This window comes from Aquamicrobium sp. NLF2-7 (genome assembly GCF_022359935.1).
Taxonomy (GTDB): Bacteria; Pseudomonadota; Alphaproteobacteria; order Rhizobiales; family Rhizobiaceae; genus Mesorhizobium; species Mesorhizobium lusatiense.
The window spans coordinates 2278334-2301234 of sequence record NZ_JAKSED010000001.1 but is presented as its reverse complement, the minus strand read 5'-3'; the positions used below and the strand labels follow the sequence as shown (position 1 = coordinate 2301234).

The window sequence follows — 22901 nt, the reverse complement described above, 5'->3', positions numbered from 1 at the left end:
CGCCCTTGCCCGGCTCCGGGAACTCAGGCTTCCCCACTCATCCTTTCATCCTGCGCCGGCGCCAAAGTGCTGCGGCTTCATCTCGCAGGTCATCGAAGGCCGTGTGTTGCGGGCGCATGCTCAGCAGAGCGGCAGCGGCGGTGTCGATGACAATTTGCCGGGGCCGCTCATCCCGCACCCGGTTTTCCCAAACGCCCTGCCAGTATTCCAGACTGGTCAGTCCGGTCGAACCATCGAGCCGGGGCTCGGGAATGGATGGAACGAAAACTTCTGAAGGCTTGCCATCGACAAGCCGGTATATCGTCGTTGGCCTGTAAGGATTGAACTCGCCGACATCACGAACACTGCCGAGAATGGCGAGATTCCGCAATCCGGCGGCATGCGCCGTATCGCGATGCAGCAACTGGTTGGCCGGTTGCGCCACGCCGAGCAGGCTGGCAGGGGCTCCAAGCGGATTGAGAAGATGCAGCATCAGGTTGACCGGCGTGCGCATCTGGAAAAGCCGGTAAAGCAAAGGCAGATGCGGCATGCGCTGCGCCATGGCCGTCAAAGGCATAAAGCCGATGCCATGCGTGTCGAGCGCCTGCGGCGCCGCCTCCATGGATGTGCAGACAGGAATGCCGATGCCATTGGCGGCAGCTTCCAGCTTGCCCTGATCAGTTTCTTTGCCAAAGCCGTGCAGCAGAACGCGAATGCCCGATTGCGCGAGCAGCTTTCCCGCCTGCATGAGCCAGGGCATGGCTGTGGAGCGCGGCGACAAATAGATCGGCAGATCCAGATCCACGATACCGGCGCCCACATCGGGCGCCTCGATATGCTGGCGACTGGCCCGCACGAAACCTGCCAGTTCTCCGGCGGTCAGGCCGCGATAGTGCATCGTTGCCAGCAGCGCGCCCGTCTGGGCCGGGTCCGCGTTACCCTCAAGGATAATGGAAAACGCTTCCTGCGCCTCGTCAGCGTCAAGGGGACGTGAACTTCCGATGCCTGCCGCAGTCGTGGCGATATGCTTGGCCAGTCTTTGCATCGGATCGGCGTTATGCCCGATACTCGCCAGCCGGCGGGCATGGTGGATGGGCAGGGGCTGGCCTTCCAGAGGGTTTTTCGGCCGATAGCCGAGAGGAACTACATCGACGATCGGCCCGGCTTTCCACTCCGGGATCTGCCGCGACAGGCGTTCCGTGACAGGGCTGGTCAGGTCTTCCGCCTCGGAAGCGACAGCCCGCACCCGCAGGCGCAGCGATTCCGCGAAAGGCGTGGGGATCATGCCCTGCGCCGTCCTGACAAGGATCTGGTCGCCATACAGCTCGCGAATCTGCTTGAGCAGCCGGCTCATGGCCGGCGCGCCCAGCCCGAGGCGCGCAGCCGCCCCGTTCACGGATTTTTCAACAAGCAGCGCATCGAGCGCAAGGATCAGCCGCAACCTGCCGAGAGGCGCCTCGGCCTGTACTTCCTTTGCGGAAGACGTCCGGCTGCCCGGAGGGTGCCCAATTTTAGCCGGTTTTGTCGTTGAATTTCCTATGATCCTGCTCCTGCAAGCGCCCGTATTTGCGCACGTCCGCGCCTTCCCTCCCCAAATTGCGTTTTTCTGAATTTAGTATCGTTCAAAAACATCGGCATTGACCCTGTGAGCGCCAGTTCTGAATAGGACTATTAAGCTCATATTTTATAAAGGGGTTATCCGCATGTGGCGAGAGGGTTCGACAGAACGCAGTTGCGAGGGCAATGCTGCGGGCTCGGTGATGCGCTGGAAACGGGCTCTTGCAGCGTGTTCCTGCCTTGTCGCGGCAGGCGCACTCAGTGCTCCAGGCACCGCTTTCGCACAGACTGCGGAAGATGAGGAGAACGGCGTTACGGTCCTCAAGCAGATCGTGATCACGGCCACCGGCTTCGAGCAGAACGTCAAGGACGCTCCTGCAAGCATCACCGTGGTTTCCCGCGAAGAACTGGAAAAAGGCTCGTTCCGCGACCTGACCGATGCGCTGCGCGAGGTTCAGGGCGTGGCGGTGACTGGCGCTGCCAATGAGAAGGACATTTTCATTCGCGGTCTTCCGGGCAGCTACACGCTTATTCTCGTGGATGGAAAGCGCCAGAGCACACGTGACGCGCGCACAAACGGCAATTCCGGTTTCGAACAGAACTTCATTCCTCCGATCAGCGCCATCGAGCGCATCGAGGTCGTGCGCGGTCCGATGTCATCGCTTTACGGATCGGATGCGATGGGCGGCGTGATTAACATTATCACGCGCAAGGTCTCGGATGTATGGTCCGGTTCCGTCACCGTTGACGGCACACTTCAGCAGCATTCCGAATACGGAAACTCTGGACAGGTTTCCTTTTACGGCAGCGGTCCGCTCATTCAGGATAAGCTCGGCCTGCAGATCTGGGGTCGCGGCCTGAAACGTGAGGAGGACAACCTTCTGGCCTCTACCAGAGGCAACCGTGAAGGTGATCTGTCAGCAAAGCTTACGTTTACTCCGAACGAAGATCATGATTTCCTCCTCGAAGGCGGGCGTACACGCGTCAAGCAGGAATCCAATCCAGGTTACACTCTGGCGGACGGCACGAACGGCACCTACAATCACAATGATCGCGATCACTGGTCTCTGACCCATGTTGGACGCTGGGGCTGGACAACATCGGAGATTTCATTCTCACAGGAATGGTCCAAGCGCAGCAGCTTCAACTGGACACCCGGACAGAATGCCTTCGTTGAACAGGCCCGCTCACCGGAAATCCGCAACTCGGTTCTGGATGCCAAGTTCACGACGCCGTTCGAACTCGGCGGCCTGCATACCATGGTCGTGGGCGGTCAGTATTTCGACGCGACGCTGACCGACCAGAACCCCGGACGCCGTACGGGTGAGGACGAGAAGTTCCAGATCGAACAGTGGGCCCTTTTCGTCGAGGACGAGTGGAAGATCAGCGATACCTTCGCCCTGACGGGCGGTCTGCGCATGGACCATCATGAAATCTATGGCGCACATTACAGCCCCCGTCTCTACGGCGTGTGGAACGCGACCGAGCAACTGACAGTCAAGGGCGGTGTTTCTACCGGCTTTCGTGCTCCTGACATTCGCTCGATTGTACCAGGATACGCGTACACAACAGGCGGAAGCGGGTGTTATTATGGTGATCAGAGTCAGCGTCCAAGTGACAAGTCTCCATGCGGTGTCATTATCGGTGGCCCCGATCTGAAGCCCGAAAAGAGCACAAGCTATGAAATTGGCGCAATCTGGGACAACTACAGCGGCTTGTCTCTTGGCGCGACCTACTTCTACACCGACTTTAAGGATAAGATTTCCAATGCGCGCGCATACGATGCGAATGGCGAATATGTACTGTGGGACGAAGACCCGTACTACACAGTATTTTACAACTATAACATCGATGACGCAGTTATGCAGGGTATCGAGCTTACAGGCGAGTGGGAGGCCACGGATACGCTGACGTTCCGTGGAAGCTATACATACACCAATTCCAAGCAAAAGACTGGTGAATACGAAGGTTTCCCGCTGGCACGTACGCCTAAGCACATGGCCAACTTGCGTGCTGACTGGAGAACTCCTATCGATGGTCTCGCGACCTGGGCGTCAATAAACTACCATGGCTCCGAAATTATTGGCGGTCTAAGAATCGGCACGAACGGCACACCTGTCGTCATAAACGGCAAAACCGGCCGCAAGTATGGCGACTACGCCACGGTCGATTTTGGTGCATCCTATGCCTTCAATGAGAATGTTGTTCTGAAGGGCGCGGTCTATAACCTCTTCGACAAGAAAGTGGATGCGACCGATTACAACACAACCATGGACGGCCGCCGCCTGTGGGTCAGCCTGACCACGAACTTCTGAGCGTCGGGGCTCTGAAACGGCTGCTTTTGCGGCAGTGAAGACACATGGTCCGGGCACGAAACCGTGTCCGGGCCAGCTTTGTATCATTTGAACGGGAACTCGGGATGAAGCTGGACAGACGCTCTATATTGTTCTCACTCGCGCTTGGTGCGCTTTCCCTGCAAATGGCTCCTGTGGTTGCCGTTGCGCAGGACATCACCGTGAAGCACACGCAGGGCGAGATTTCGCTGCCCGCGGCCCCGAAGACGGTTCTCGTCTTCGACATGGCCTCGATCGATACGCTCGATGCGCTGGGTGTGGAGATCGCGGGCGTTCCGGCGTCCAACTTCCCGCGCTATCTGGCGAAGTATGCGGGCGACGAATATGCGAAGATCGGATCGCTGTTCGAGCCCGATCTGGAAGCCGTCAATGCCGCCGATGCCGACCTGATCATCGTCGGCGGCCGTTCCAGCGCCAAATTCGCCGAACTGTCGAAGATCGCGCCGACCATCGACCTGACCGTCGACAACACCAACCTTGTCGACAGCGTGAAGTCGAACGTATCACTGCTGGGCGAAGTGTTCGGCAGGGAAAAGGAAGCCGCGGACAAGATCGCAGCGCTCGATGCGTCCATCGCCGCCGCGCGCGAGGCGGCCAGCGGCGCCGGCAAGGGCCTGCTGATCCTGACCACCGGCGGCAAGATGAGCGCCTATGGTCCGGGCTCGCGTTTCGGCATGCTGCATTCGGTGTTCGGCGTCGAGCCGGCGCGCGCAGACCTGCAGGCCGGCAACCATGGTCAGGCGATTTCCTTCGAGTTCATCCTCGAGGCCAATCCCGACTGGCTGTTCGTCATCGACCGCGACGCGGCGATCGGCCGCGAAGGATCGGCCGCACAGCAGATGCTCGACAATGATCTCGTCGGCCAGACCAATGCGTGGAAGAACGGGCATGTCGTCTATCTCGACCCCGTGAACTGGTATCTGGTCGGCGGCGGCATCACCGCGCTGAGCGCCAGCGCCGATCAGATTGCAAAGGCGTTGCGCAAGGAATAAGCCCCCGCAACAGGTTTTTTGCCCTTCATCCTGTCGATGCAGCGCTTCATTTGTTTGGGGCGCTGCATCGTCCGTTTTACAAGTTCTGTGCCATGAAAGCCTCCGGCCTCGCATTTTCCGCGCTTCTGGTCCTCGTGCTCGCCGTTGCCAGCCTGTTCGTCGGCGTCAGCGATGTTTCGCTGGCGACGCTTTTTTCGGGCGAAGCCGATGGCAGGGCGCTGCATGTGCTGCTGGCAAGCCGCCTGCCGCGCACGGTTGCGCTCATTCTGGCAGGGTCCGCCATGGCGGTGTGCGGAACCATCATGCAGATGCTGGTGCGCAACCGCTTCGTCGAACCTTCGACGGCGGGCACGGTCGAATCGGCCAGCCTCGGCTTTCTCATCATCGTGCTGGTGGCGCCCGGCCTGCCGGTGATCGGGCGCATGGCGGTAGCGGCCCTGTTCGCGCTGGCCGGCACGATGCTGTTTCTCGCCATCCTGCGCCGCATTCCACTGCGCTCCACCCTGATGGTGCCGCTGGTCGGCATCATGCTTGGCGGGGTGATCAGCGCCGTCACCTCCTTCCTTGCCTACCGCTTCGACATGCTGCAATCGCTGGGCGCATGGACCACCGGCGATTTCTCCGCCGTGCTCAGGGGCCGCTATGAGCTCCTGTGGATCGCCTTCGGCCTCACCTGTCTGGCCTATTTCGCCGCCGATCGCCTGACGGTCGCCGGCATGGGCGAGGATTTCACCACCAATGTCGGGCTGAACTATCGTCGCATCGCGCTGTTCGGGCTGTCGATCGTCTCGGTGGTCACGGCAGTTGTCGTGGTCACCGTGGGCATGATCCCGTTTCTGGGGCTGATCGTGCCCAACATCGTCTCCATGATCGTCGGCGACAATCTGAGGCGTTCGTTGCCATGGGTGGCCGTACTCGGCTCCGGCATCGTGCTGGCCTGCGACATCATCGGGCGCATCGTGCTCTATCCGTTCGAGATCCCGATCGGAACGGTGGTCGGCGTGTTCGGCAGCGCGGCATTCCTCTACCTGCTGCTGAGGAGAAACGCCCGTGTCTTCTGAGCGGCTTTCCCGGCGCAATCTTTTTGTCCTGCTCGCCCTCGCCGGAGTGATGTGCGCGGCCATCGCCGTGTTCATGACCATCGGCGCAAGGGGCCGCTGGGATTTCGTGCTGCCGTTCCGGGGCCGTAAACTCGCCGCACTGGTGCTGGTCGCCTATGCCATCGGCGTGTCGACGGTGCTGTTCCAGACCGTTGCCGCAAACCGCATCCTCACCCCGTCGATCATGGGTTTCGATGCCTTCTACGTCCTGATCCAGACAGTGCTCGTCTTCACGCTGGGCGCCGCCCGCGTCTCCACTCTCGACCCGCGACTGATGTTCCTGATCGAGGTCGGACTGATGGTGGCGTTTTCGGTGGCGCTTTATCGCTGGCTGTTTGCCAGAACCGCGCGCAGCCTGCATCTGCTGATGCTGGTCGGCGTGGTGTTCGGCGTGCTGTTCCGCAGCCTCTCAAACTTCATGCAGCGCATCATCGATCCCAACGAATTCGTGGTGCTGCAGGACCGCTTGTTCGCCTCCTTCAATATCGTCGACCAGCATTTGCTGATCAGCTCGGCAATCCTCGTCCTTATTGCCTCGGTGATCGGCTGGCGCATGCTGCCGAAGCTCGACGTGCTGGCGCTCGGCCACGACATCGCCGTCAATCTCGGCGTCGATTATCGCAGGACCGTGTCTGCGGTGCTCATCGTCGTCGCCATTCTGGTTTCGGTTTCGACCGCGCTGGTTGGTCCCGTCACCTTCTTCGGCCTGCTCGTCGCCAACCTTGCCTACCAGCTGGTGCCGGGCGGACGGCATGTCATCGTGCTGCCCGTGGCCGTGATGCTCGGCATCATCTTTCTGGTCGCCGGCCAAACCATTCTGGAACGGGTCTTCTCCTTCAACTCCGCCCTCAGCATCGTCATCGAATTCGTCGGCGGGCTGGTGTTCCTGTTCCTGCTCGTCAAAGGTGTGAAGCGATGATCGAGATCCGCGACGTTTCCAAGGACTATGGCGGCAAGCTGGTGGTGGACGGCGTGACGCTGTCGCTTCCCGCCGGTGGCATCGTGTCGGTGATCGGGCCGAACGGCGCCGGCAAGTCGACGCTGCTGTCCATGATCAGCCGGCTGATGCCGATGAGCGCCGGCTCGGTGACGGTCGACGGCATGGACGTCACAAGAACGCCGAGCGACGTTCTGGCCAAGCGCCTGTCGGTGCTGCGGCAGGACAATCAGCTGATGGTCAAGCTGACCGTGCGCGATCTGGTCGCCTTCGGCCGCTTTCCCCATTCGCGCGGCAGGATCACCGCCGAGGACGACCGACACATCCGGCAGGCGCTTGAGTTTCTGGATCTGGAAGCGCTTTCCGACCGCTTTCTCGACGAGCTTTCCGGTGGGCAGCGCCAGCGCGCCTTCGTCGCCATGGTGCTGTGTCAGGACACCGATTATGTGCTGCTGGACGAGCCGCTCAACAATCTGGACATGAAACATGCCGCAGGCATGATGCGGCTGTTGCGGCGCGCCGCGGACGAACTGGGCAAGACCGTCGTGGTGGTGCTGCACGACATCAATTTCGCGTCCTGCTATTCCGATCACATCGTCGCCATGCGCGACGGCAGGGTGGCTGCACAGGGCGCTCCCGAAGAGATCATGGAAAGCGGCATCATCCGCAGCATTTTCGGCATCGACGTTTCGATCTTCCGGGAAGAAACCGGCATCTACGCCCTGTATTACAGATGACGTCCTGCAGCTGACGCAGCGCGCTGTGTGAGCCGGGCGATATACCTTCGTATATCCGCGCGATGCCAGAATATACCAATCCCGCCCCTGAGCCTTGTAGCGTTTCAGAGCTGCTGCGGCTAATCAGACACCTGTCGGCCGCAGAGCTCAATCAGCCCGCGCCCGCACCAGAAGGAACCCCGAAACATGCCGAGCGACAGTAGTCGACAGAGAAGGCCGTCGCGGCCACAGGAACGGGTCTGACCTTGCCGTCTCACCCGTGACACGCTGCGGCGGCGTCAGTGAGGTGAGATATGAACATCACGAAATTCTTCCGTTTTCGCGCCGGAGCCCTTCCGGCCGTGCCCGCCCGCAGCGCGCAGATCGTGCGCTTCCAGCGTAAGGCAAAGCCCCATGATCCCTTTCGCCCGGTTGTGCGCTGGCGGGTCAATCCGGCAACCGGCCGGCTGGAATGCCGCTGGACGGTGATTGCCAACACGCCGGAAGCAGCTTGTGCAGCGGCGAGCGACACTACGCCTGCCCCACTCCATGAAATACAGCGGGGCTGACACGATGTCCGCGCAACGCCCGCCGGGCTGAAAATAAGCAGCGACGGACGCGCTCCGTCGCCGCCAGCCAGCCGTCCATTTTTTCGATTCAACCAACCGGCCCCGGACAGTGCATGGCGCGGGCGGCCTCGTGCGCCGCCTCGCCATTGCCGGGGCGCTCATTGAGGACCACAGGCGATGAACATGATCAACAAGCGGCCACCGGCCGCGACCACGCGGAAGGAAGACAGGAAACTGTCGATGCGGGCGGTGCGCGAGGCACAGAACAGCATCGAGACCACGCTCGCCAACACCAGAGGCAATCTGCAGGGGCTGACGGAAGCCGAAGCCCGCATCCGCCTTGTCGAGGATGGGCTGAACCAGGTTGCGCATGACAAGCGGCCATCGGCGCTCATTCAGTTCCTGCAGGCATTTCAGAACCCGTTCATCGCCGTTCTCGCCGTTCTGGCGGCAGTCAGCGCTGTCACCGACATCGTATTGCCGCTGCGCGACGGCGAGGCCGCCGACTACACCGGCGTCGGCATCATCGTCACCATGGTGGTGCTGAGCGCCCTGCTGCGGTTCTGGCAGGAATACCGGTCCGGCCGCGCCGCCGATGCGCTCAGGGCCATGGTCCGCACCACGGCCACCGTGCAGCGGCGCGCGGAGCCGGCGGCAGCGCCCACCCTGCAGGAGGTGCCGATGGCCGGGATCGTGGTGGGCGATGTCATCAGGCTTTCGGCCGGCGACATGATCCCCGCCGACATCAGGCTGCTGGAATCGCGCGACCTGTTCGTCAGCCAGGCCGCCCTGACCGGCGAAGCCTTGCCGGTCGAGAAATACGACACGCTGGGCTCCGTCGCCGGAAAATCGGCAGACGCCGTGGCAGGTGACCAGATGGACCTTCTGGAGCTGCCCAATATCTGCTTCATGGGCACCAATGTCGTCAGCGGCACCGCCACCGCCGTGGTGGTGGCCACCGGCGCACGCACCTATTTCGGCTCGCTGGCGAAAGCGATCGTCGGCTCTCGCGCCGAAACCTCCTTCGACCGTGGCGTCAACAGCGTCAGCTGGCTGCTCATCCGCTTCATGCTGGTGATGGTGCCGATTGTGCTGTTCATCAACGGCTTCACCAAGGGAGACTGGACGGAAGCGTTCCTGTTCGCACTGGCGGTGGCGGTCGGCCTGACCCCCGAAATGCTGCCGATGATCGTCTCCTCCAACCTGGCCAAGGGCGCGGTGGCGATGGCGCGACACAAGGTCGTGGTCAAGCGCCTCAACGCCATCCAGAATTTTGGCGCGATGGATGTTCTGTGCACCGACAAGACCGGAACCCTGACGCAGGACCGCATCATTCTGGAGCGTCACCTCGATCCCACCGGCACGCCCGATGAAAGGGTGCTGCGGCTGGCATGGCTGAACAGCCATCACCAGAGCGGCGTCAGAAACCTGATGGATCAGGCCGTCATCCAGTTCGCGGCGGGTACGCCCGATGTGGTGCGGCAGGCCGCCTCGTTCAGCAAGATCGACGAGCTTCCGTTCGACTTCGTGCGCCGGCGGCTCTCGGTCGTGGTCGAAGGCGATGGTGGCGAGCACCTGCTCATCTGCAAGGGCGCGGTGGAGGAGATGCTGGCCATATCCACCCATGTGCGGGAGGGAGACGCCGTGCGCGAACTGGACGAAAACGGCCGCGCCCGCCTCGCCCATCTGGCCCGGGGCTGCAATGCCGATGGCTTCCGCGTCCTCGTCGTCGCAACCCGCGAGATACCGGGCGTCCAGTCGCGAGCCAGCTATGGCGTCGCCGACGAGCGCGATCTGGTGGTGCAGGGTTTCCTCACCTTCCTCGATCCGCCCAAGGAAACCGCGCGAGCAGCCATCGCGGCACTTGCCGACTATGGCGTGGCGGTCAAGGTTCTGACCGGCGACAATGAGGTGATCACCGCCAGAATCTGCCGCGAAGTCGGCCTCGAACCCGGTCTGCCGGTGCTTGGGCGCGACATCGAGGCGATGGACGATGAGGTTCTACGCGAACTGGTCGAGGAACGCACCGTCTTCGCCAAGCTCACACCGTTGCAGAAATCGCGGGTGCTGAAAGCGTTGCAGGCGAACGGCCACACGGTCGGTTTTCTCGGCGACGGCATCAACGATGCACCAGCCCTGCGCGACGCCGATGTCGGCATCTCCGTCGACAGCGGCACCGACATCGCCAGGGAATCCGCCGACATCATCCTGCTCGAAAAGAGCCTGATGGTTCTGGAAGAAGGCGTGATCAGGGGCCGCGAAACCTTCGGCAACATCATCAAGTACCTGAACATGACTGCAAGCTCGAACTTCGGCAATGTGTTCTCGGTGCTGGTGGCAAGCGCCTTCATCCCCTTCCTGCCGATGATGGCCATCCATCTGCTCATCCAGAACCTGATGTACGATATCTCGCAGCTTGCCCTGCCATGGGACAGGATGGACAAGGAGTTCCTGCGCAAGCCACGCAAATGGGATGCGAAGAACATCGGCCGCTTCATGATCTGGATCGGGCCGACCTCCTCCATCTTCGACATCACCACCTTCGCGCTGATGTGGTACGTGTTCGGGGCCAATTCGCCGGATCAGCAGTCGCTGTTCCATTCGGGCTGGTTCATCGAGGGGCTGCTGTCGCAGACGCTGGTCGTGCACATGCTGCGCACCCAGAAAATCCCCTTCATCCAGAGCACCGCCTCGTTGCCGGTCATGGTGATGACCGTGCTGGTGTGCGTGACCGGCATCTACATCCCCTTCTCGGCCTTTGGAGCGATGGTCGGCCTGCAGCCGCTGCCGTGGGAGTACTTCCCCTGGCTGGTCGCCACGCTGCTTGCCTACTGCGTCGTCGCACAGGGCATGAAGACCATCTACATCCGCCGCTTCGGGCAGTGGTTCTGACGGGCGCGGCACAACGCTGACGCGCTCCCCGCAACCTGCAACTCAGACGGGCGGCACAAGCCGCCCGTCCTTGGTCCCCAAGACAGGAGAAACGCCATGCCCCGCAATGAACTTCCGATCCTGTTCTTCGCCCCCGATGGCCGTTTCGGTACGTCCGGTCCAGCCCGCCGCCAGAGTGGAATGCCCGGACGACGCAGAAACCCGAAACTACGCGGCCTGCCGCTGAGGCTCCTGTGCCTGTGTCTCGTGTTGCTTGGCGCCCTCATCCTGCGGCAAGCCTCGACGCTGGCCCGGCGTGGCTTCATCAACCGCCGGCAATGGTGCGCGCTTGCCCGCCGCTCTTCGGCGCTTCACGCCCGTGCGTCACGGCTCCTGCGGCGAGGGCAATGGTGAGCTCCCCGCCGCACCTGTCGGGAAACCGTCATGCTGGCGCAGGGTTTCGCTGCTAAGGCATATCGTGCGAGTACATGAACCGGCTTCATTGCCGGCACGATCCAACAGAGAATGCGCAGATGAAAGCCCTGGCCACATTCGAGCTGACAGCCTTTGCCGACACCTTTGTGGCCTTTGCGGCGGCTTTCATTCTGGGAACGCTGATCGGCGCCGAGCGGCAATATCGCCAGCGGACTGCGGGCCTTCGCACCAATGTGCTGGTGGCGGTGGGCGCGGCTGCCTTCGTCGATCTCGGCCAGCGTGTGGCGGGCGATGCGGAAGCGGTGCGGGTAATCTCCTATGTGGTGTCCGGCATCGGCTTTCTGGGCGCCGGCGTCATCATGAAGGAAGGCATGAACGTGCGCGGCCTCAACACCGCGGCAACCCTGTGGTGCTCCGCTGCCGTGGGCGCCTGCACCGGAACCGGCATGGTGGCCGAGGCCACGCTGCTGACCTGCTTCGTTCTGGCCGGCAACACATTGCTGCGGCCGCTGGTCAACATGATCAACCGCATTCCCATCGATGACCGCTCCACCGAGGCCACCTATGAGGTCAGCGTCATTTCCAGCCGCGAGGCCATGCCCCAGATGCGCGATCTTCTGGTGGAACGGCTGGAGGCTGCCGACTACCCGGTCAGCGATGTGGAGATAACCGACCGGGGCAACAACACAGTCGAGATCGTGGCGACGCTGGTTTCAACCGCCGTCGATCCGCACGAGATAGAAGCTGTGACCACCTATCTGGAACAGCAAAAGGGGGTTTCCGACGCAAGCTGGGATGGCAGCACCCGCGACTGACCGCCACCCGCCGGACAAGCCATGCGCTTTGCCCTGCGGCGTGTATAATGGGCTGGCCTCGGATCATTTCTGCTTTTCTCTGAACGGCAGGAAACGTTCTGACACATTGTTTCGACGCAAATCCAAACGCAAAGCCGCTGTGCACTTTTGCCGGAATTGCCTTAGCCACCGGATGACATGACGTTCAGGCTCTCCACCCCGCTCCGCTACAGCCAGACCCTTACCCTTGCCGCCCTTGCGGGGGTGATGGTGGCAATCTTCATTGGCGATACGGTCACGGATTACGCCATTGCCGCGGCGGTCTTCCACACCGCCGTCATTCTCATCGCCGCCCGCATCCTGCCGCCGCGTCTGGTCGTCATTCTGGCCGTCGCCTGCGTGGCGCTGACGGTGCTGAGCTTTGCGCTGACCCGCTCCGGCAGCTACGATGTCGGCATCGTCAACACCGGCATCAGCATCGTTGCCATCGGGGTCACCACCTATCTGTCGCTGAGACTGGTGGCGGCGGAAGCGGCCGCCCATGAAAGCCGCGAGCGGCTTCTGCGCATGGCGCGCGTCACCAGCCTCGGCGAGCTGACCGCCTCGATCGCCCACGAAGTGAACCAGCCGCTGGCAGCTGCTGCGACCAGCGCCGGGGCCTGTCGCAGATGGCTGGAGCAGGAACCGCCGGCAATCGACAAGGCCATCCGCGCCGCTGACCGGATGGTGGAACAGACAGAACGCGCCAGCGCGGTGATCGCGCGCGTGCGCGGACTGGCCAGCGGCAAGCCACCCCAGAAGAGCGCCTTCGATTTCAACGCGCTGGTGCATGAAATCGTCGCCATGGCGCGCGACCAGATCGAGCGCCACGACATCCATCTCAGGCTCTGTCTTCAGGAAAGCCTGCCGCTGGTGATGGCGGATCGCGTCCAGATCGGGCAGGTGGTGGGGAACCTGCTCATCAACGCCATCGAGGCGATGGCCGTCTCCACCGGGAAAGCGCGCGAACTGGACCTCATCGCCGAGGTGGACGGGCCGGGATTTATCCGCTTCTGTGTCGCCGACAAGGGGCCGGGCTTTCGTCCGGGCGAAGCGGACCATCTGTTCGATGCCTTCTGGACGACCAAGAAGGACGGGGTCGGCCTTGGTCTCACCATCTGCCGTTCCATCGTGGAAACCAATGGCGGGCGCATCTGGTCGCAGAACAACGAAGAGGGTGGCGCCATGTTTCTGGTGAGCCTGCCCGCCGCTGCGGAGACCGTTTCATGAACAGGCAAAACAGCGACGGCGAACAGGAAAAAGCCGTCGTCTATGTTATCGACGATGACCGCTCGGTGCGCGAGGCCGTGGAGGATCTTCTGTCCTCCGTGGCGCTTGAGGCCCGCGTTTTCGGCTCGGTGCAGGAATTTCTCGATCAGGATGTGGCGGATGCTCCCGCCTGCATGGTTCTGGATGTGCGCATGCCCGGCCAGAGCGGCATGGATTTCCTGTCCCATATGCAGGAGCTCGGCCTGCATATGCCCACCATCATGATCACCGGACATGGCGACATCGCCATGGGCGTGAAGGCCATGAAGGACGGCGCGATCGAGTTTCTCACCAAGCCGTTCCGCGATCAGGACCTGCTCGACGCCATCCATCACGGCATCGAAACCGACCGCGCGCGCCGAGCGCTGGAGGCCCAAGCATCGGAACTGCAAAAGCGGTGGGCGAGGCTTTCGCAGGGCGAGCGCGATGTCGCGCGGCTGGTGGCGCAGGGGCTTCTCAACAAGCAGATCGCCGGCGAACTCGGCCTCAGCGAAATCACCGTCAAGGTGCGGCGCGGCCATGCCATGCGCAAGCTGGAGGTGCGCACTCTGGCCGAGCTGGTGCGTGTGGCGGACCGCATCGAAGCCGCCACCCGCAGTCATCAGAAGCCCGCTTCATTGTGAAGCCCGCCGGCCCCGCCTGCTATCGGCGGATCAGGGAGCCGATCGCCATGACGAGGGCTGTGCACATGGCGCAGGCGACGAGCACAAGATCCAGCCTCTGGCCAAACCCGGCAGCCCCCAGCCCCAGCCCAAGCAGGTTGTAATAGAGCAGGCTGAGCACTGCCCCCGCGGTTCCGGGGCGATCCGTGTAATTGCGCAAGGCTCCCGCAAGGATGTTCGGGATCGCAAGAGCATAGGCCGTGGCGATCACCGCCATCCCGACCATGAAAACCGGGCTGGACGACCAGATGAACACGGTCCCCGCGCCGGCGGCCAGAAGGAACACCCCAAGCCTGACGAGATGACCAGCGCTCCATCCCCGTCGCAGCAAGGCGGAGTTTACCAGCGCGCCGGCCAGAGATGCGGCGGCAAGAACGAGGCCGCTTTCCCCGAATTCAAACCAGCGCGTCTTCAGCCCTTCAAACAGGAAGGGCCCCATCTGGTAATAAGCGAAAATGGTGAGGTTGAAGATCGCAATCAGCGCCGCGTTGAGCCAGATATCGCGATCCCGCAACATGTCATTCAGCGTCGGCAGAAGGCGTGCCGCCCGAGTGCCGGCGGGACGCGTCTCCGGCCAGAATACAAGGCTGAGCCCCAGAAGAGCGATCGCCAGCAGGCCAAGAGCCGCGAAAACGCCCTGATGACCGGCAAGCTTTGCGATCTCCTGCCCGGCGAACATGCCAATGGCCGGACTGATCGCCAGCGCCATTCCAAGCAAGGAAAAAACGCGGGCGAGGTCCGGTCCCCGATAGCTGTCGCGCAGCGCCGTCTGCGTGACGATCGAGCCGACTGCCGCGCCGAAGGCTGAAATCAGCCGCGCCATGAGAAGCTGGCCAAAATCCCCGGCGATCATCGCCCAGAAAGAGCCCACCGCATAAAGCGCCAGACCGCCAAGAAGTGCCGGACGACGCCCGGCAATATCGCAAAGGCGTCCCCAGGCCACCACGCCGAAGGCGAATGCGACAAACCACAGGGAGAGCGTCTGTGCCGCCTGCTGCGGCGTGGCGCGGTAGGCTGAGGCGATCATCGGCAGGGCCGGGCTGTAGATGGTTTCCACGATCTGAGGGAAACTCAGCAGCAGAATGACGAGCGGAAGGGGTGGGTGGCGGAACATGGATGCCTCAGCTTTCTGGTGAGGCTCCTGCTCTATCGCTGTCCCGTTTTGCCTGTTACAAACATAATGACAATTTATATCGAAAATCGGACAATCGGGATGAACTGTGGTCTGGCTCGCTCCCTCCGATCCCTTTGATGCCGACCTGATGGAGGCGCCGGTCGTGGGGATTGCCTCGCGACTGGTGCAACACGATTCCGGCTGGCACCGCCATGGGCGCGGGCAGTTGCTCTTTGCCTATTCCGGGTCGATCCGGATCACGCTGCCGGGCGCCATCTCGATCCTGCCTCCAATCCGCGTGGCATGGATTCCGCCCCAAACCCTGCATCGCGTCCGCATCCGCGGCGAGGTGGAGTATCGGTCGATCTATCTCGACCAGACACGCATTGCGCCACCCTTTCACGCCTCCGCCATCGTCACCATGACGCCTCTGCTGCGCGAGGTCTTCGAACGCATCAGCTTCCAGCCTTTCGATACCGATTGGACGCAAGGGCCCGCGCGTAACATGCTGGCGGTGTGCATGGATGAACTGCGGGCCGCACCGCACGAACCGATGTTGCTGCCAGTGCCGTCGGACCCGCGCCTCGCCCGGCTTGATCCCGAAGAGCTTCCTCCCGATCTCGAAACCTTGTCGCACAATGTTGGCGCCAGCACCCGCACGATCACGCGCATCTTCCGGCGCGAGACCGGCATGACCTACCAGACATGGCGGCAAAGCTGGCGGCTTTTGCGGGCGGTGGACCTGCTGGCCTGCGGGCAAAGCGCAACCAGCGTCGCCTTCGATCTCGGTTTCGCCAGCGACAGTGCCTTCGTCGCGTTCTTTCGGCAGATGACGGGCCAGACACCCCGACGGTACATAGCCGGCTCCCGCTCAACAGGCGGCAACCACGGCTGATTGGCAAACCGATTTGCGCTGGCTATGCATGCAACATGGGACTGAAGCACCCGGGTAAAAAGTCCCGAATGGTAATTTCAGCGCGATGGCATTAAAGGGCCGATATCAGCTCGATTCCCGCTGATCCGGCAGCATGCCGGCTTTCGGAAGCGGGACGCAGGCCGAACAATGTGGCAAGCGCCACCAGACCATAAAAAGGAACAAGCCGGTGAGCGAAGCGACCGTGGAAGACATCACCAACCGCATCTATGAATCACTCAAGGCCGACAATCTCGATCTCGATATTCATATCGCGGACCTCAAGGCGGCACTGAAGCGGGAAGACCTGAAGGAAGCCGTGTTCGACCCGGCCAGACTGGCGCAGAACAATCGCTCCGGAAGAAAGCTCATGCAGGCATATTTTCGCCAGCGTGGCGTATCGGTGAAATACTCGGCTTCGTAGAGCCCTCCTGCCAGTTTGCCACATTCCCGGCAAACTGGCCGCCAGCCCCTCATTAAGGTGCGGCTGGCACTCCTTCCTGCGCGACAGTTTCGGCCGTCCCGCCAAAGAGAAGTTTTCTTCTGTCGGCTGCGCGCAGGCCCCGCGCTTGCTGGCCGCAGATTTCCGTGAGCGCTCAGCCGAACCGATATTGTCCCTCAGGACGCCTCCCTGTCAGCTGCCCCGGATCGGGTCGTCGCCAACGGTACAGCTGACAGGGTCGGCTCATGTGCGCGGCGTTCAGGCAGGCGTGCATGTCGCGGCACCCCATGAAAAGCACCGGTTCCCGGCTTGCCCTGCCTATTGCAGAGGACATAAGGCCCTGCTAGGAAAAGTTGAGCCAACCGAACAGGCTCCACGCAAGCGGCCTCCTTTGCCCGAATGGACGCTGAGCGTGGTCGAAGCCTTCGATGTTACGCCGCGCATGCGCCGTGTGGTGTTCACGGGCGACAATCTGGACGAGATGACGTACCGGCCGGGCCAGGCGCTGGTGCTAGCCATGCCTCTCCCGGAGGGCGGCACCGGTCGGCGCGATTACACCATCCGCAGCTTCGACAGGAAAAAACGACAGCTTGCGATGGACTTCGTGCTGCATGGCACCACGCCTTCCCCGGAGTGGGCACGTCGCGCGGCAGCGGGCGACGAGCTGCAGGTGCGCGGCCCGCGCGGGCGCACGGTGATAGACGAAACCGCCGACTGGCATCTGTTCTGCGGCGACGAAACCTGCCTGCCCGCCATCCTGCATATGCTGGAAAGCCTGCCGGGAAACGCGAAGGTGCATGTTTTCCTTGAGGTTGGCGGCCCCGACGATCTCCAGAAGGTGCCGGAGGCGTTCGCGGCATCCGTGACATGGGTCGATCGCGGCAGCAAGGAAGCAGGGCCGAACACGCTGCTGCTCGACCGGCTGGCCGCTTTCGAACTGCCGCAAGGCCGTGGCCATGCCTACATCATCGGCGAGACCAGCAATGTGCGGGCGCAGCGCCGTCACCTTGTCGAGCGCGGCCTGGAAAAATCACAGATCTCGTCCGAAGGCTACTGGCGCCCCGGCCGCATCGGCGGTCACGATCACGTCGACGACTGAGCGGAAGGCCGAAACCTCAAACTCGCAGCGCGGAAAGTAGCTGTCCTTCATATTGCTCGTTCAGACACGCTTGCGGATCTGAACGAGCGATCTGGTCTGGCTGCAGCGACGACCACGAAGTTGCGGCAGGAGACTCTGGCCGCAGAGCAGGGTCTCTTCAGAATGAACCGCCCGTGTTCCCGCACACTGGCGTTGGCAATTCGCCTCTCCCGAGGGTGAATTGCGATGACGGCTTCTCGTTGAGCCGATCTCCGTGAACAGGGTGCCGTTTGTTGAGGAAGGCGCGCTATGCCATGCGATGCCTGCGCATGGCACACCACACAGGCCCTCTGATGGGGGAAGGTCGGCAATCGGGTTTTCATGACGGGTTTGCGGGAGAAGATTTGAAATGCCGGTAATGCCAAGACGCTGGACAGACCTGCTGGCGGTCCTGACCCTTGCCACGCTCTGGGGGCTGAACTGGCCGGCGGTGAGAGTTTCTCTCTTTGCATTTCCGCCATGGACCTTTCGCGCCATCGGAATGGGATCAGGTGCGCTTTTTCTGTTCTTCATGGCCCGTCTGTTCGGACAGCGGCTCCTGCTGAAGAGATCAGAGATGCTTCCGGTCTTCGCCGCCGGCTTCTTCACCATAACCGCGTTCAATCTCCTGCTGGCATTCGCCCAGCTGGCCGCGCCAACCTCCCGCGCGGTCATCGTTACTTTCACGCTTCCCATATGGACCGTCATCCTTGCGCGTATATTTCTGGGCGAGCAGCTGAACAGGCAACGCCTGATCGGTCTCGGATTCGGCATTGCGGGACTGGTGTCGCTGGGGTGGCCGCTGATCGTGGAAGGCACATTCTCCTTTGGCCTGTTCCTGGCTCTGCTTGCCGGTATCTCGTGGGCGTTCGGTACGATTGTCATCAAACGATTTCCCACTTCCGCACCGCCGATGAGCATCGCTGGCTGGCAGCTCGCGGCCGGTGCGCTGGCATCAGCCGTCGGGATGCTGATTTTTGAACCCTGGGTTCTGGCTCAGGGTCTGCCCGTGCAGAATTTCCAGCCACGGATATGGGTTGCTCTGACTTATCACATCGTGTTTTCGCAGGGTGTCGCTTACCTGATGTGGTACCGCATGCTGGCTCGCCTGCCGGCGGGTACGGTCAGCCTGTCAACGCTGATGGTGCCTGCAATCGGGGTTTTCAGCTCTGTTATTTTCCTTGGGGAGACGCCTTCGCTTGCCGATTTCATCGGCCTTGCGCTGATGACCGCAGCGGCCTGCGTGGTGGCGCTGCCACAGCGCAGGAGATAGGCTGGTTTTCATGGATGCTTGCGGTTCATGATTTCCGCAATCATTCACGCCGTGCAGGTGACGGCCTACAGCCCCGGCGCGTGCAACCGTAAAACCGCGTCTATAAGCGCGCCAGACGCACGAAATGGCCAGGGCTGATCTCCACCAGTTCCGAAGGTTCCGGCGCCACGGTCACATCGGGTGCGGATGAGCCGTCATCGGCGAAGATCCAGCCTGCCGGGGCCTGCGCGGGACCCTCCACGACAGCTTCCCGGCTCAGGCCCAGCACCGCACCGGGATCGGGGATGGTGCCGATCAGGCGGCGCGTGTAGGGATGGACCGGATCGGAGAAGATCGCCGACCATGGACCTGTCTCCACGATCTGGCCGAAGAACATGACCGCAACCCGGTCGCTCATATGTTCCACCACGCTCAGATCGTGGCTGATCATCAGATAGGAAAGGCCGAACTCCTCCTGAAGGTCGAGCAGAAGGTTGATGATCTGGGCGCGGATCGAGACGTCGAGCGCCGAGACGGGCTCGTCGAGCACGACGATCTCGGGTTGCAGGATGAGCGCGCGCGCAATGCCGATGCGCTGGCGCTGGCCGCCGGAAAATTCATGCGGATAGCGCTCCGCCTGCTCGGGCGTAAGCCCCACGCTGCGCATCACGCGCTCGATCCGATCCGACAGTTCCGAACGGGCCGTGACGTTGTGGAGCCGGAGCGGCTGAGCCAACGAGTGCCACACCGTCTGGCGCGGATTGAGCGAGGCATAGGGATCCTGAAACACCATCTGTGCCGCCATTGCGCGCTCCATGCGCGATGGCGCCTGCGACCCTGAAAACGGCTTGCCGCGAAACAGGATCGATCCTTCCGACGGCTCCTGCAATCCCATCACGGAGAGAGCCGTCGTTGATTTTCCGCAGCCGGATTCGCCCACGATCGACAGGCATTCGCCCTTTGCCAGATCGAGGCTCAGCCCGTTGACGGCATGCAGCATCTTTCGCCCGCGCCCGAACCAGCTACCTGAAAGCGGAAAGCGCACATGCAGGTTTTCGACAGACAGAAGCGGTGCGTCCATCATCCTGCCTCGCCGGATACCGGGTTTCGGGGGGCAATGAAACGCGTCTGGGTCAGTCGCGAGCGATCGGCGATGAAGCTGTCGATGTCGACCAGCCGCTGGCGCCCGTGCAGCCGGCGCGACCCGAGTTTCGGCAGTGCTCCCAGAAGACCGCGCGTATATTCATGCTGCGGGCTGACGAACAGGTCCCGGGTGGCGTTCTCTTCCACCAAACAGCCCGCATACATCACACCCACCCGCTGGCACATGGTGGCGATGACGCCGAGGTCGTGGCTGATGAACAGCACGGCCGTGCCCCGTTCGGCGCACAGTTCCCTGATCAGCTTCAGCACCTCCGCCTGCACGGTAACGTCGAGCGCGGTGGTTGGTTCGTCGGCGATCAGCAGGGCCGGATCGCAGGCAAGGGCCATCGCGATCATCACCCGCTGGCGCAGGCCTCCCGACATCTGGTGCGGATAGTCACGCGCGCGACGCTCGGGCGTTGGCACCCGCACGCTGGCCAGCGCCTCCACCGCCATCTTCTCCGCCTGCGCCCAGCTCCTGCCCTGATGCTGAACATACATTTCGGCGATCTGCCGCCCCACCGTCTGCAACGGGTTGAGCGCGCTCATCGGCTCCTGAAACACCATGGCGATGCGGTTGCCGCGCAGGCTGCGCATCTCGCGTCTGGGCAGTGCAAGCAGGTTGCGGCCTTCGAAGAATATCTCGCCGCCCAGTGTCTGAAGCGGCTTCTTCAGAAGCCCGATGATGGCCAGCGAGGTGACCGATTTTCCGGAGCCGGATTCGCCGACCAGCCCATAGGTCTCGCCGGGCATGATCTGGAACGAAACGCCTTTGAGGATGCGATGGGCCTGACCGCCATGACGCAGCCCCAGTTCCAGATTCCTGACGTCGAGCAGCGGTTTCACAGCTTGCGGGTCCTCATATGCGGATCGAGCATGTCGCGAAGGCCGTCGCCCAGAAGGTTGAAGCCAAGTACGGCAAAGAAGATCGCCATGCCGGGAAAGATGGCGGTCCACGGTGCGATCTGGATCATCTGGCGCGCATCGGTGAGCATCGAGCCCCAGCTTGGGAACGGCGGCTGGATGCCGAGCCCGAGAAAGGAAAGGGCAGCCTCCGACAACACCGCCGAGCCCATGCCGAGTGTTGCCATGACCAGAACCGGGCCCATGATGTTGGGCAGGATCTGCGTGAACATGATGCGCGGGTCGCTGTAGCCGAGCGTCTGCGCGGCCTGCACATAGCCGAGCGATTTCAGCGACAGCGTGGAAGAGCGCGCGATGCGGCAGGTCCAGCTCCAGTTGGTGAGGCCAAGCGCGATCAGCAGCGAAACGAGGCCGGGGCCGAGAACAGCCATAACGGCAAGCGCAAAGATCAGCGAGGGAATGGCGAGCATCACATTGGTGAGGCCGTTGACGAGGTCGTCCCACCAGCCGCCCCAATAGGCCGCCGACATGCCGAGCGCGACGCCGATGATGGTGTTGATGATCTGCGAAACGATGCCGACGGTGAGCGAAATCTGCGCCCCGTAGAGAATACGCGAATAGACGTCGCGTCCCTGCGCGTCGGTTCCGAACCAGAAGGTGGAATCGGGAGGCAGTTCCGCGCTCATCAGGTCGGCGTCGAGCACCGGATCGAAATGGGCAAGCCATGGCGCCAGCAGCCCGGCCAGAATGACCAGCGCGGTAAGCGCCCCGCCGAGAATGAGGTTGAAGCCCAGCTTCATGCCGCTCACTCCTGCTTGATGCGCGGATCGACCAGCGCATAGACGATATCGACCGCCGTATTGATGACCAGAAACCATACGACGATGACGAGGATGGTGCCCTGCACCACGGGGATGTCGCGCATCGCAACGCTGTCGACGAGCAGCGAGCCGATGCCCGGCCATGCGAAGAGCTTTTCGATCACCACAGCCTGCCCGATCAGCGAGCCGAACAGCAGGCCGACGGTGGTGATGATGAGAACCAGCGCGTTGCGAGCAACGTGCCGGCGCACCACCTGCGCCTCGCTCAGTCCCTTGGCATGGGCCGTGCGCACGAAGTCTCCGTTGAGCACGTCGAGCACCCCGGCCCGCGTCGTGCGCGCCAGAAGCGCCAGCGGCGTGACGCCCAGCGTGATGGCCGGCAAAATAAGATTGCGCAGCGAACCGTCGCCATAGCCGAAGGAAGGCAGCCAGTTCAGTTGCAGCGCAAACACATACATCAGCAGAAGGCCAAGCCAGAACTGGGGCAGCGACAGGCCGGAAACCGCCCCCACCATGGTGACGGTGTCGAGGATCGAGCCGGGCCGCAGCGCAGCCAGAAACCCCAGCGGCACGGCCACGACCACAGCAAAAATCATGGCCGCCACCGCAAGCTGGAGCGAGGCCCAGATGCGCTCGTTGATCAGTTCCAGCACCGGCCGCCGCGTTCGGAACGATGTGCCGAGATCAAGCTGCGCAAGGTCACCCACATAGGTGATGAAACGCTGATGCACCGGCTTGTCAAGGCCAAGCTGCTCGTTGAGCCGGGCCATGAGCTGCGGGTCCGGAGCCGTCTTTCCGTCGGAAAGCAGACTGGTGGCGAAACTGCCCGGCACGACTGAAAATATGACGAAGATCAGCAATGCCACGACGACGATGGTGGGAATGATCTGCAGCACCCTGCGGATGGTGAACCGAAGCATCGCTGGTCCCGATTGGTGTGAGGCTGATCCCGGATATGTCA

At 62.3% G+C, this 22901-nt stretch carries 21 protein-coding genes; 15 read left to right on the top strand and 6 right to left on the bottom strand.

The annotated features are described in order from the left end of the window. Window positions 1-37: 37 nt before the first annotated feature. The gene (locus MIC97_RS11405) at window positions 38-1420 is read right to left on the bottom strand and encodes a glycosyl transferase family protein (RefSeq protein WP_239800112.1); all 1383 of its coding nucleotides are present in this window, start codon (window positions 1418-1420) and stop codon (window positions 38-40) included. 262 nt (window positions 1421-1682) lie between these two features. Between MIC97_RS11405 and MIC97_RS11400 the strand changes: the two genes are divergently transcribed. From MIC97_RS11400 to MIC97_RS11350, 11 genes are all read left to right on the top strand, one after another. Beyond that, a complete protein-coding gene (locus MIC97_RS11400) occupies window positions 1683-3851 on the top strand; it encodes a TonB-dependent receptor (RefSeq protein WP_239800111.1) in 2169 nt (722 codons plus the stop codon). A gap of 104 nt (window positions 3852-3955) precedes the next feature. Next, a complete protein-coding gene (locus tag MIC97_RS11395; RefSeq protein WP_239800110.1) occupies window positions 3956-4882 on the top strand; it encodes a siderophore ABC transporter substrate-binding protein in 927 nt (308 codons plus the stop codon). A 92-nt stretch (window positions 4883-4974) separates the two neighbouring features. Further along, window positions 4975-5943: an ABC transporter permease gene (locus MIC97_RS11390; RefSeq protein WP_239800109.1), complete on the top strand. Its 969-nt coding sequence runs from the start codon at window positions 4975-4977 to the stop codon at window positions 5941-5943. Between the two features lie 49 nt (window positions 5944-5992). Then, entirely contained in the window at window positions 5993-6901 is a 909-nt protein-coding gene (locus tag MIC97_RS11385) for an iron chelate uptake ABC transporter family permease subunit (protein ID WP_239801110.1), read from the top strand. Further along, entirely contained in the window at window positions 6898-7656 is a 759-nt protein-coding gene (locus MIC97_RS11380) for an ABC transporter ATP-binding protein (protein ID WP_239800108.1), read from the top strand. The genes MIC97_RS11385 and MIC97_RS11380 overlap by 4 nt, the downstream gene beginning before the upstream one ends. A gap of 293 nt (window positions 7657-7949) precedes the next feature. Continuing rightward, window positions 7950-8204, top strand: coding sequence for a hypothetical protein (locus MIC97_RS11375; RefSeq protein ID WP_239800107.1), 255 nt, complete (start codon window positions 7950-7952; stop codon window positions 8202-8204). Window positions 8205-8387: 183 nt separating this feature from the next. Next, a complete protein-coding gene (mgtA, locus tag MIC97_RS11370) occupies window positions 8388-11096 on the top strand; it encodes a magnesium-translocating P-type ATPase (RefSeq protein ID WP_239801109.1) in 2709 nt (902 codons plus the stop codon). A gap of 96 nt (window positions 11097-11192) precedes the next feature. Beyond that, a complete protein-coding gene (locus tag MIC97_RS11365; RefSeq protein ID WP_239800106.1) occupies window positions 11193-11489 on the top strand; it encodes a hypothetical protein in 297 nt (98 codons plus the stop codon). Window positions 11490-11608: 119 nt separating this feature from the next. Next, window positions 11609-12325 carry an MgtC/SapB family protein gene (locus tag MIC97_RS11360; RefSeq protein WP_239800105.1) on the top strand — a complete coding sequence of 239 codons (717 nt, stop codon included), beginning with the start codon at window positions 11609-11611 and terminating at the stop codon, window positions 12323-12325. A gap of 177 nt (window positions 12326-12502) precedes the next feature. Further along, a complete protein-coding gene (locus tag MIC97_RS11355; protein WP_239800104.1) occupies window positions 12503-13573 on the top strand; it encodes an ATP-binding protein in 1071 nt (356 codons plus the stop codon). Next, window positions 13570-14235, top strand: a complete 666-nt coding sequence (locus MIC97_RS11350; RefSeq protein ID WP_239800103.1) for a response regulator — start codon at window positions 13570-13572, stop codon at window positions 14233-14235. The genes MIC97_RS11355 and MIC97_RS11350 overlap by 4 nt, the downstream gene beginning before the upstream one ends. A 19-nt stretch (window positions 14236-14254) precedes the next feature. Here the strand turns inward: MIC97_RS11350 and MIC97_RS11345 are convergent, their stop codons facing one another. Then, window positions 14255-15388, bottom strand: a complete 1134-nt coding sequence (locus MIC97_RS11345) for an MFS transporter (RefSeq protein ID WP_239800102.1) — start codon at window positions 15386-15388, stop codon at window positions 14255-14257. A 106-nt stretch (window positions 15389-15494) separates the two neighbouring features. Between MIC97_RS11345 and MIC97_RS11340 the strand changes: the two genes are divergently transcribed. From MIC97_RS11340 to MIC97_RS11325, 4 genes are all read left to right on the top strand, one after another. After that, window positions 15495-16283 carry a helix-turn-helix transcriptional regulator gene (locus MIC97_RS11340; protein ID WP_239800101.1) on the top strand — a complete coding sequence of 263 codons (789 nt, stop codon included), beginning with the start codon at window positions 15495-15497 and terminating at the stop codon, window positions 16281-16283. Between the two features lie 208 nt (window positions 16284-16491). Next, window positions 16492-16725, top strand: a complete 234-nt coding sequence (locus MIC97_RS11335) for a hypothetical protein (RefSeq protein ID WP_183826031.1) — start codon at window positions 16492-16494, stop codon at window positions 16723-16725. 430 nt (window positions 16726-17155) lie between these two features. Beyond that, the gene (locus MIC97_RS11330; RefSeq protein ID WP_239800100.1) at window positions 17156-17842 is read left to right on the top strand and encodes a siderophore-interacting protein; all 687 of its coding nucleotides are present in this window, start codon (window positions 17156-17158) and stop codon (window positions 17840-17842) included. A 388-nt stretch (window positions 17843-18230) separates the two neighbouring features. After that, window positions 18231-19133 (top strand): DMT family transporter, encoded by a 903-nt coding sequence (locus MIC97_RS11325; RefSeq protein WP_239800099.1) that lies wholly within the window; start codon window positions 18231-18233, stop codon window positions 19131-19133. Between the two features lie 100 nt (window positions 19134-19233). On the opposite strand, the gene MIC97_RS11320 is transcribed toward MIC97_RS11325, so the two are convergent. Genes MIC97_RS11320 through MIC97_RS11305 form a run of 4 tightly spaced genes read right to left on the bottom strand, consistent with a single transcriptional unit; the run spans window position 19234 to window position 22860 of the window. Further along, window positions 19234-20193 carry an ATP-binding cassette domain-containing protein gene (locus MIC97_RS11320; protein ID WP_345773558.1) on the bottom strand — a complete coding sequence of 320 codons (960 nt, stop codon included), beginning with the start codon at window positions 20191-20193 and terminating at the stop codon, window positions 19234-19236. Next, window positions 20193-21101, bottom strand: coding sequence for an ABC transporter ATP-binding protein (locus tag MIC97_RS11315; protein WP_239800097.1), 909 nt, complete (start codon window positions 21099-21101; stop codon window positions 20193-20195). The genes MIC97_RS11320 and MIC97_RS11315 overlap by 1 nt, the downstream gene beginning before the upstream one ends. After that, window positions 21098-21919, bottom strand: coding sequence for an ABC transporter permease (locus tag MIC97_RS11310; protein ID WP_239800096.1), 822 nt, complete (start codon window positions 21917-21919; stop codon window positions 21098-21100). The genes MIC97_RS11315 and MIC97_RS11310 overlap by 4 nt, the downstream gene beginning before the upstream one ends. Before the next feature lie 5 nt (window positions 21920-21924). Beyond that, complete coding sequence (locus tag MIC97_RS11305; RefSeq protein WP_183825998.1) at window positions 21925-22860, bottom strand: ABC transporter permease; 936 nt, start codon at window positions 22858-22860, stop codon at window positions 21925-21927. Window positions 22861-22901 lie beyond the last annotated feature (41 nt).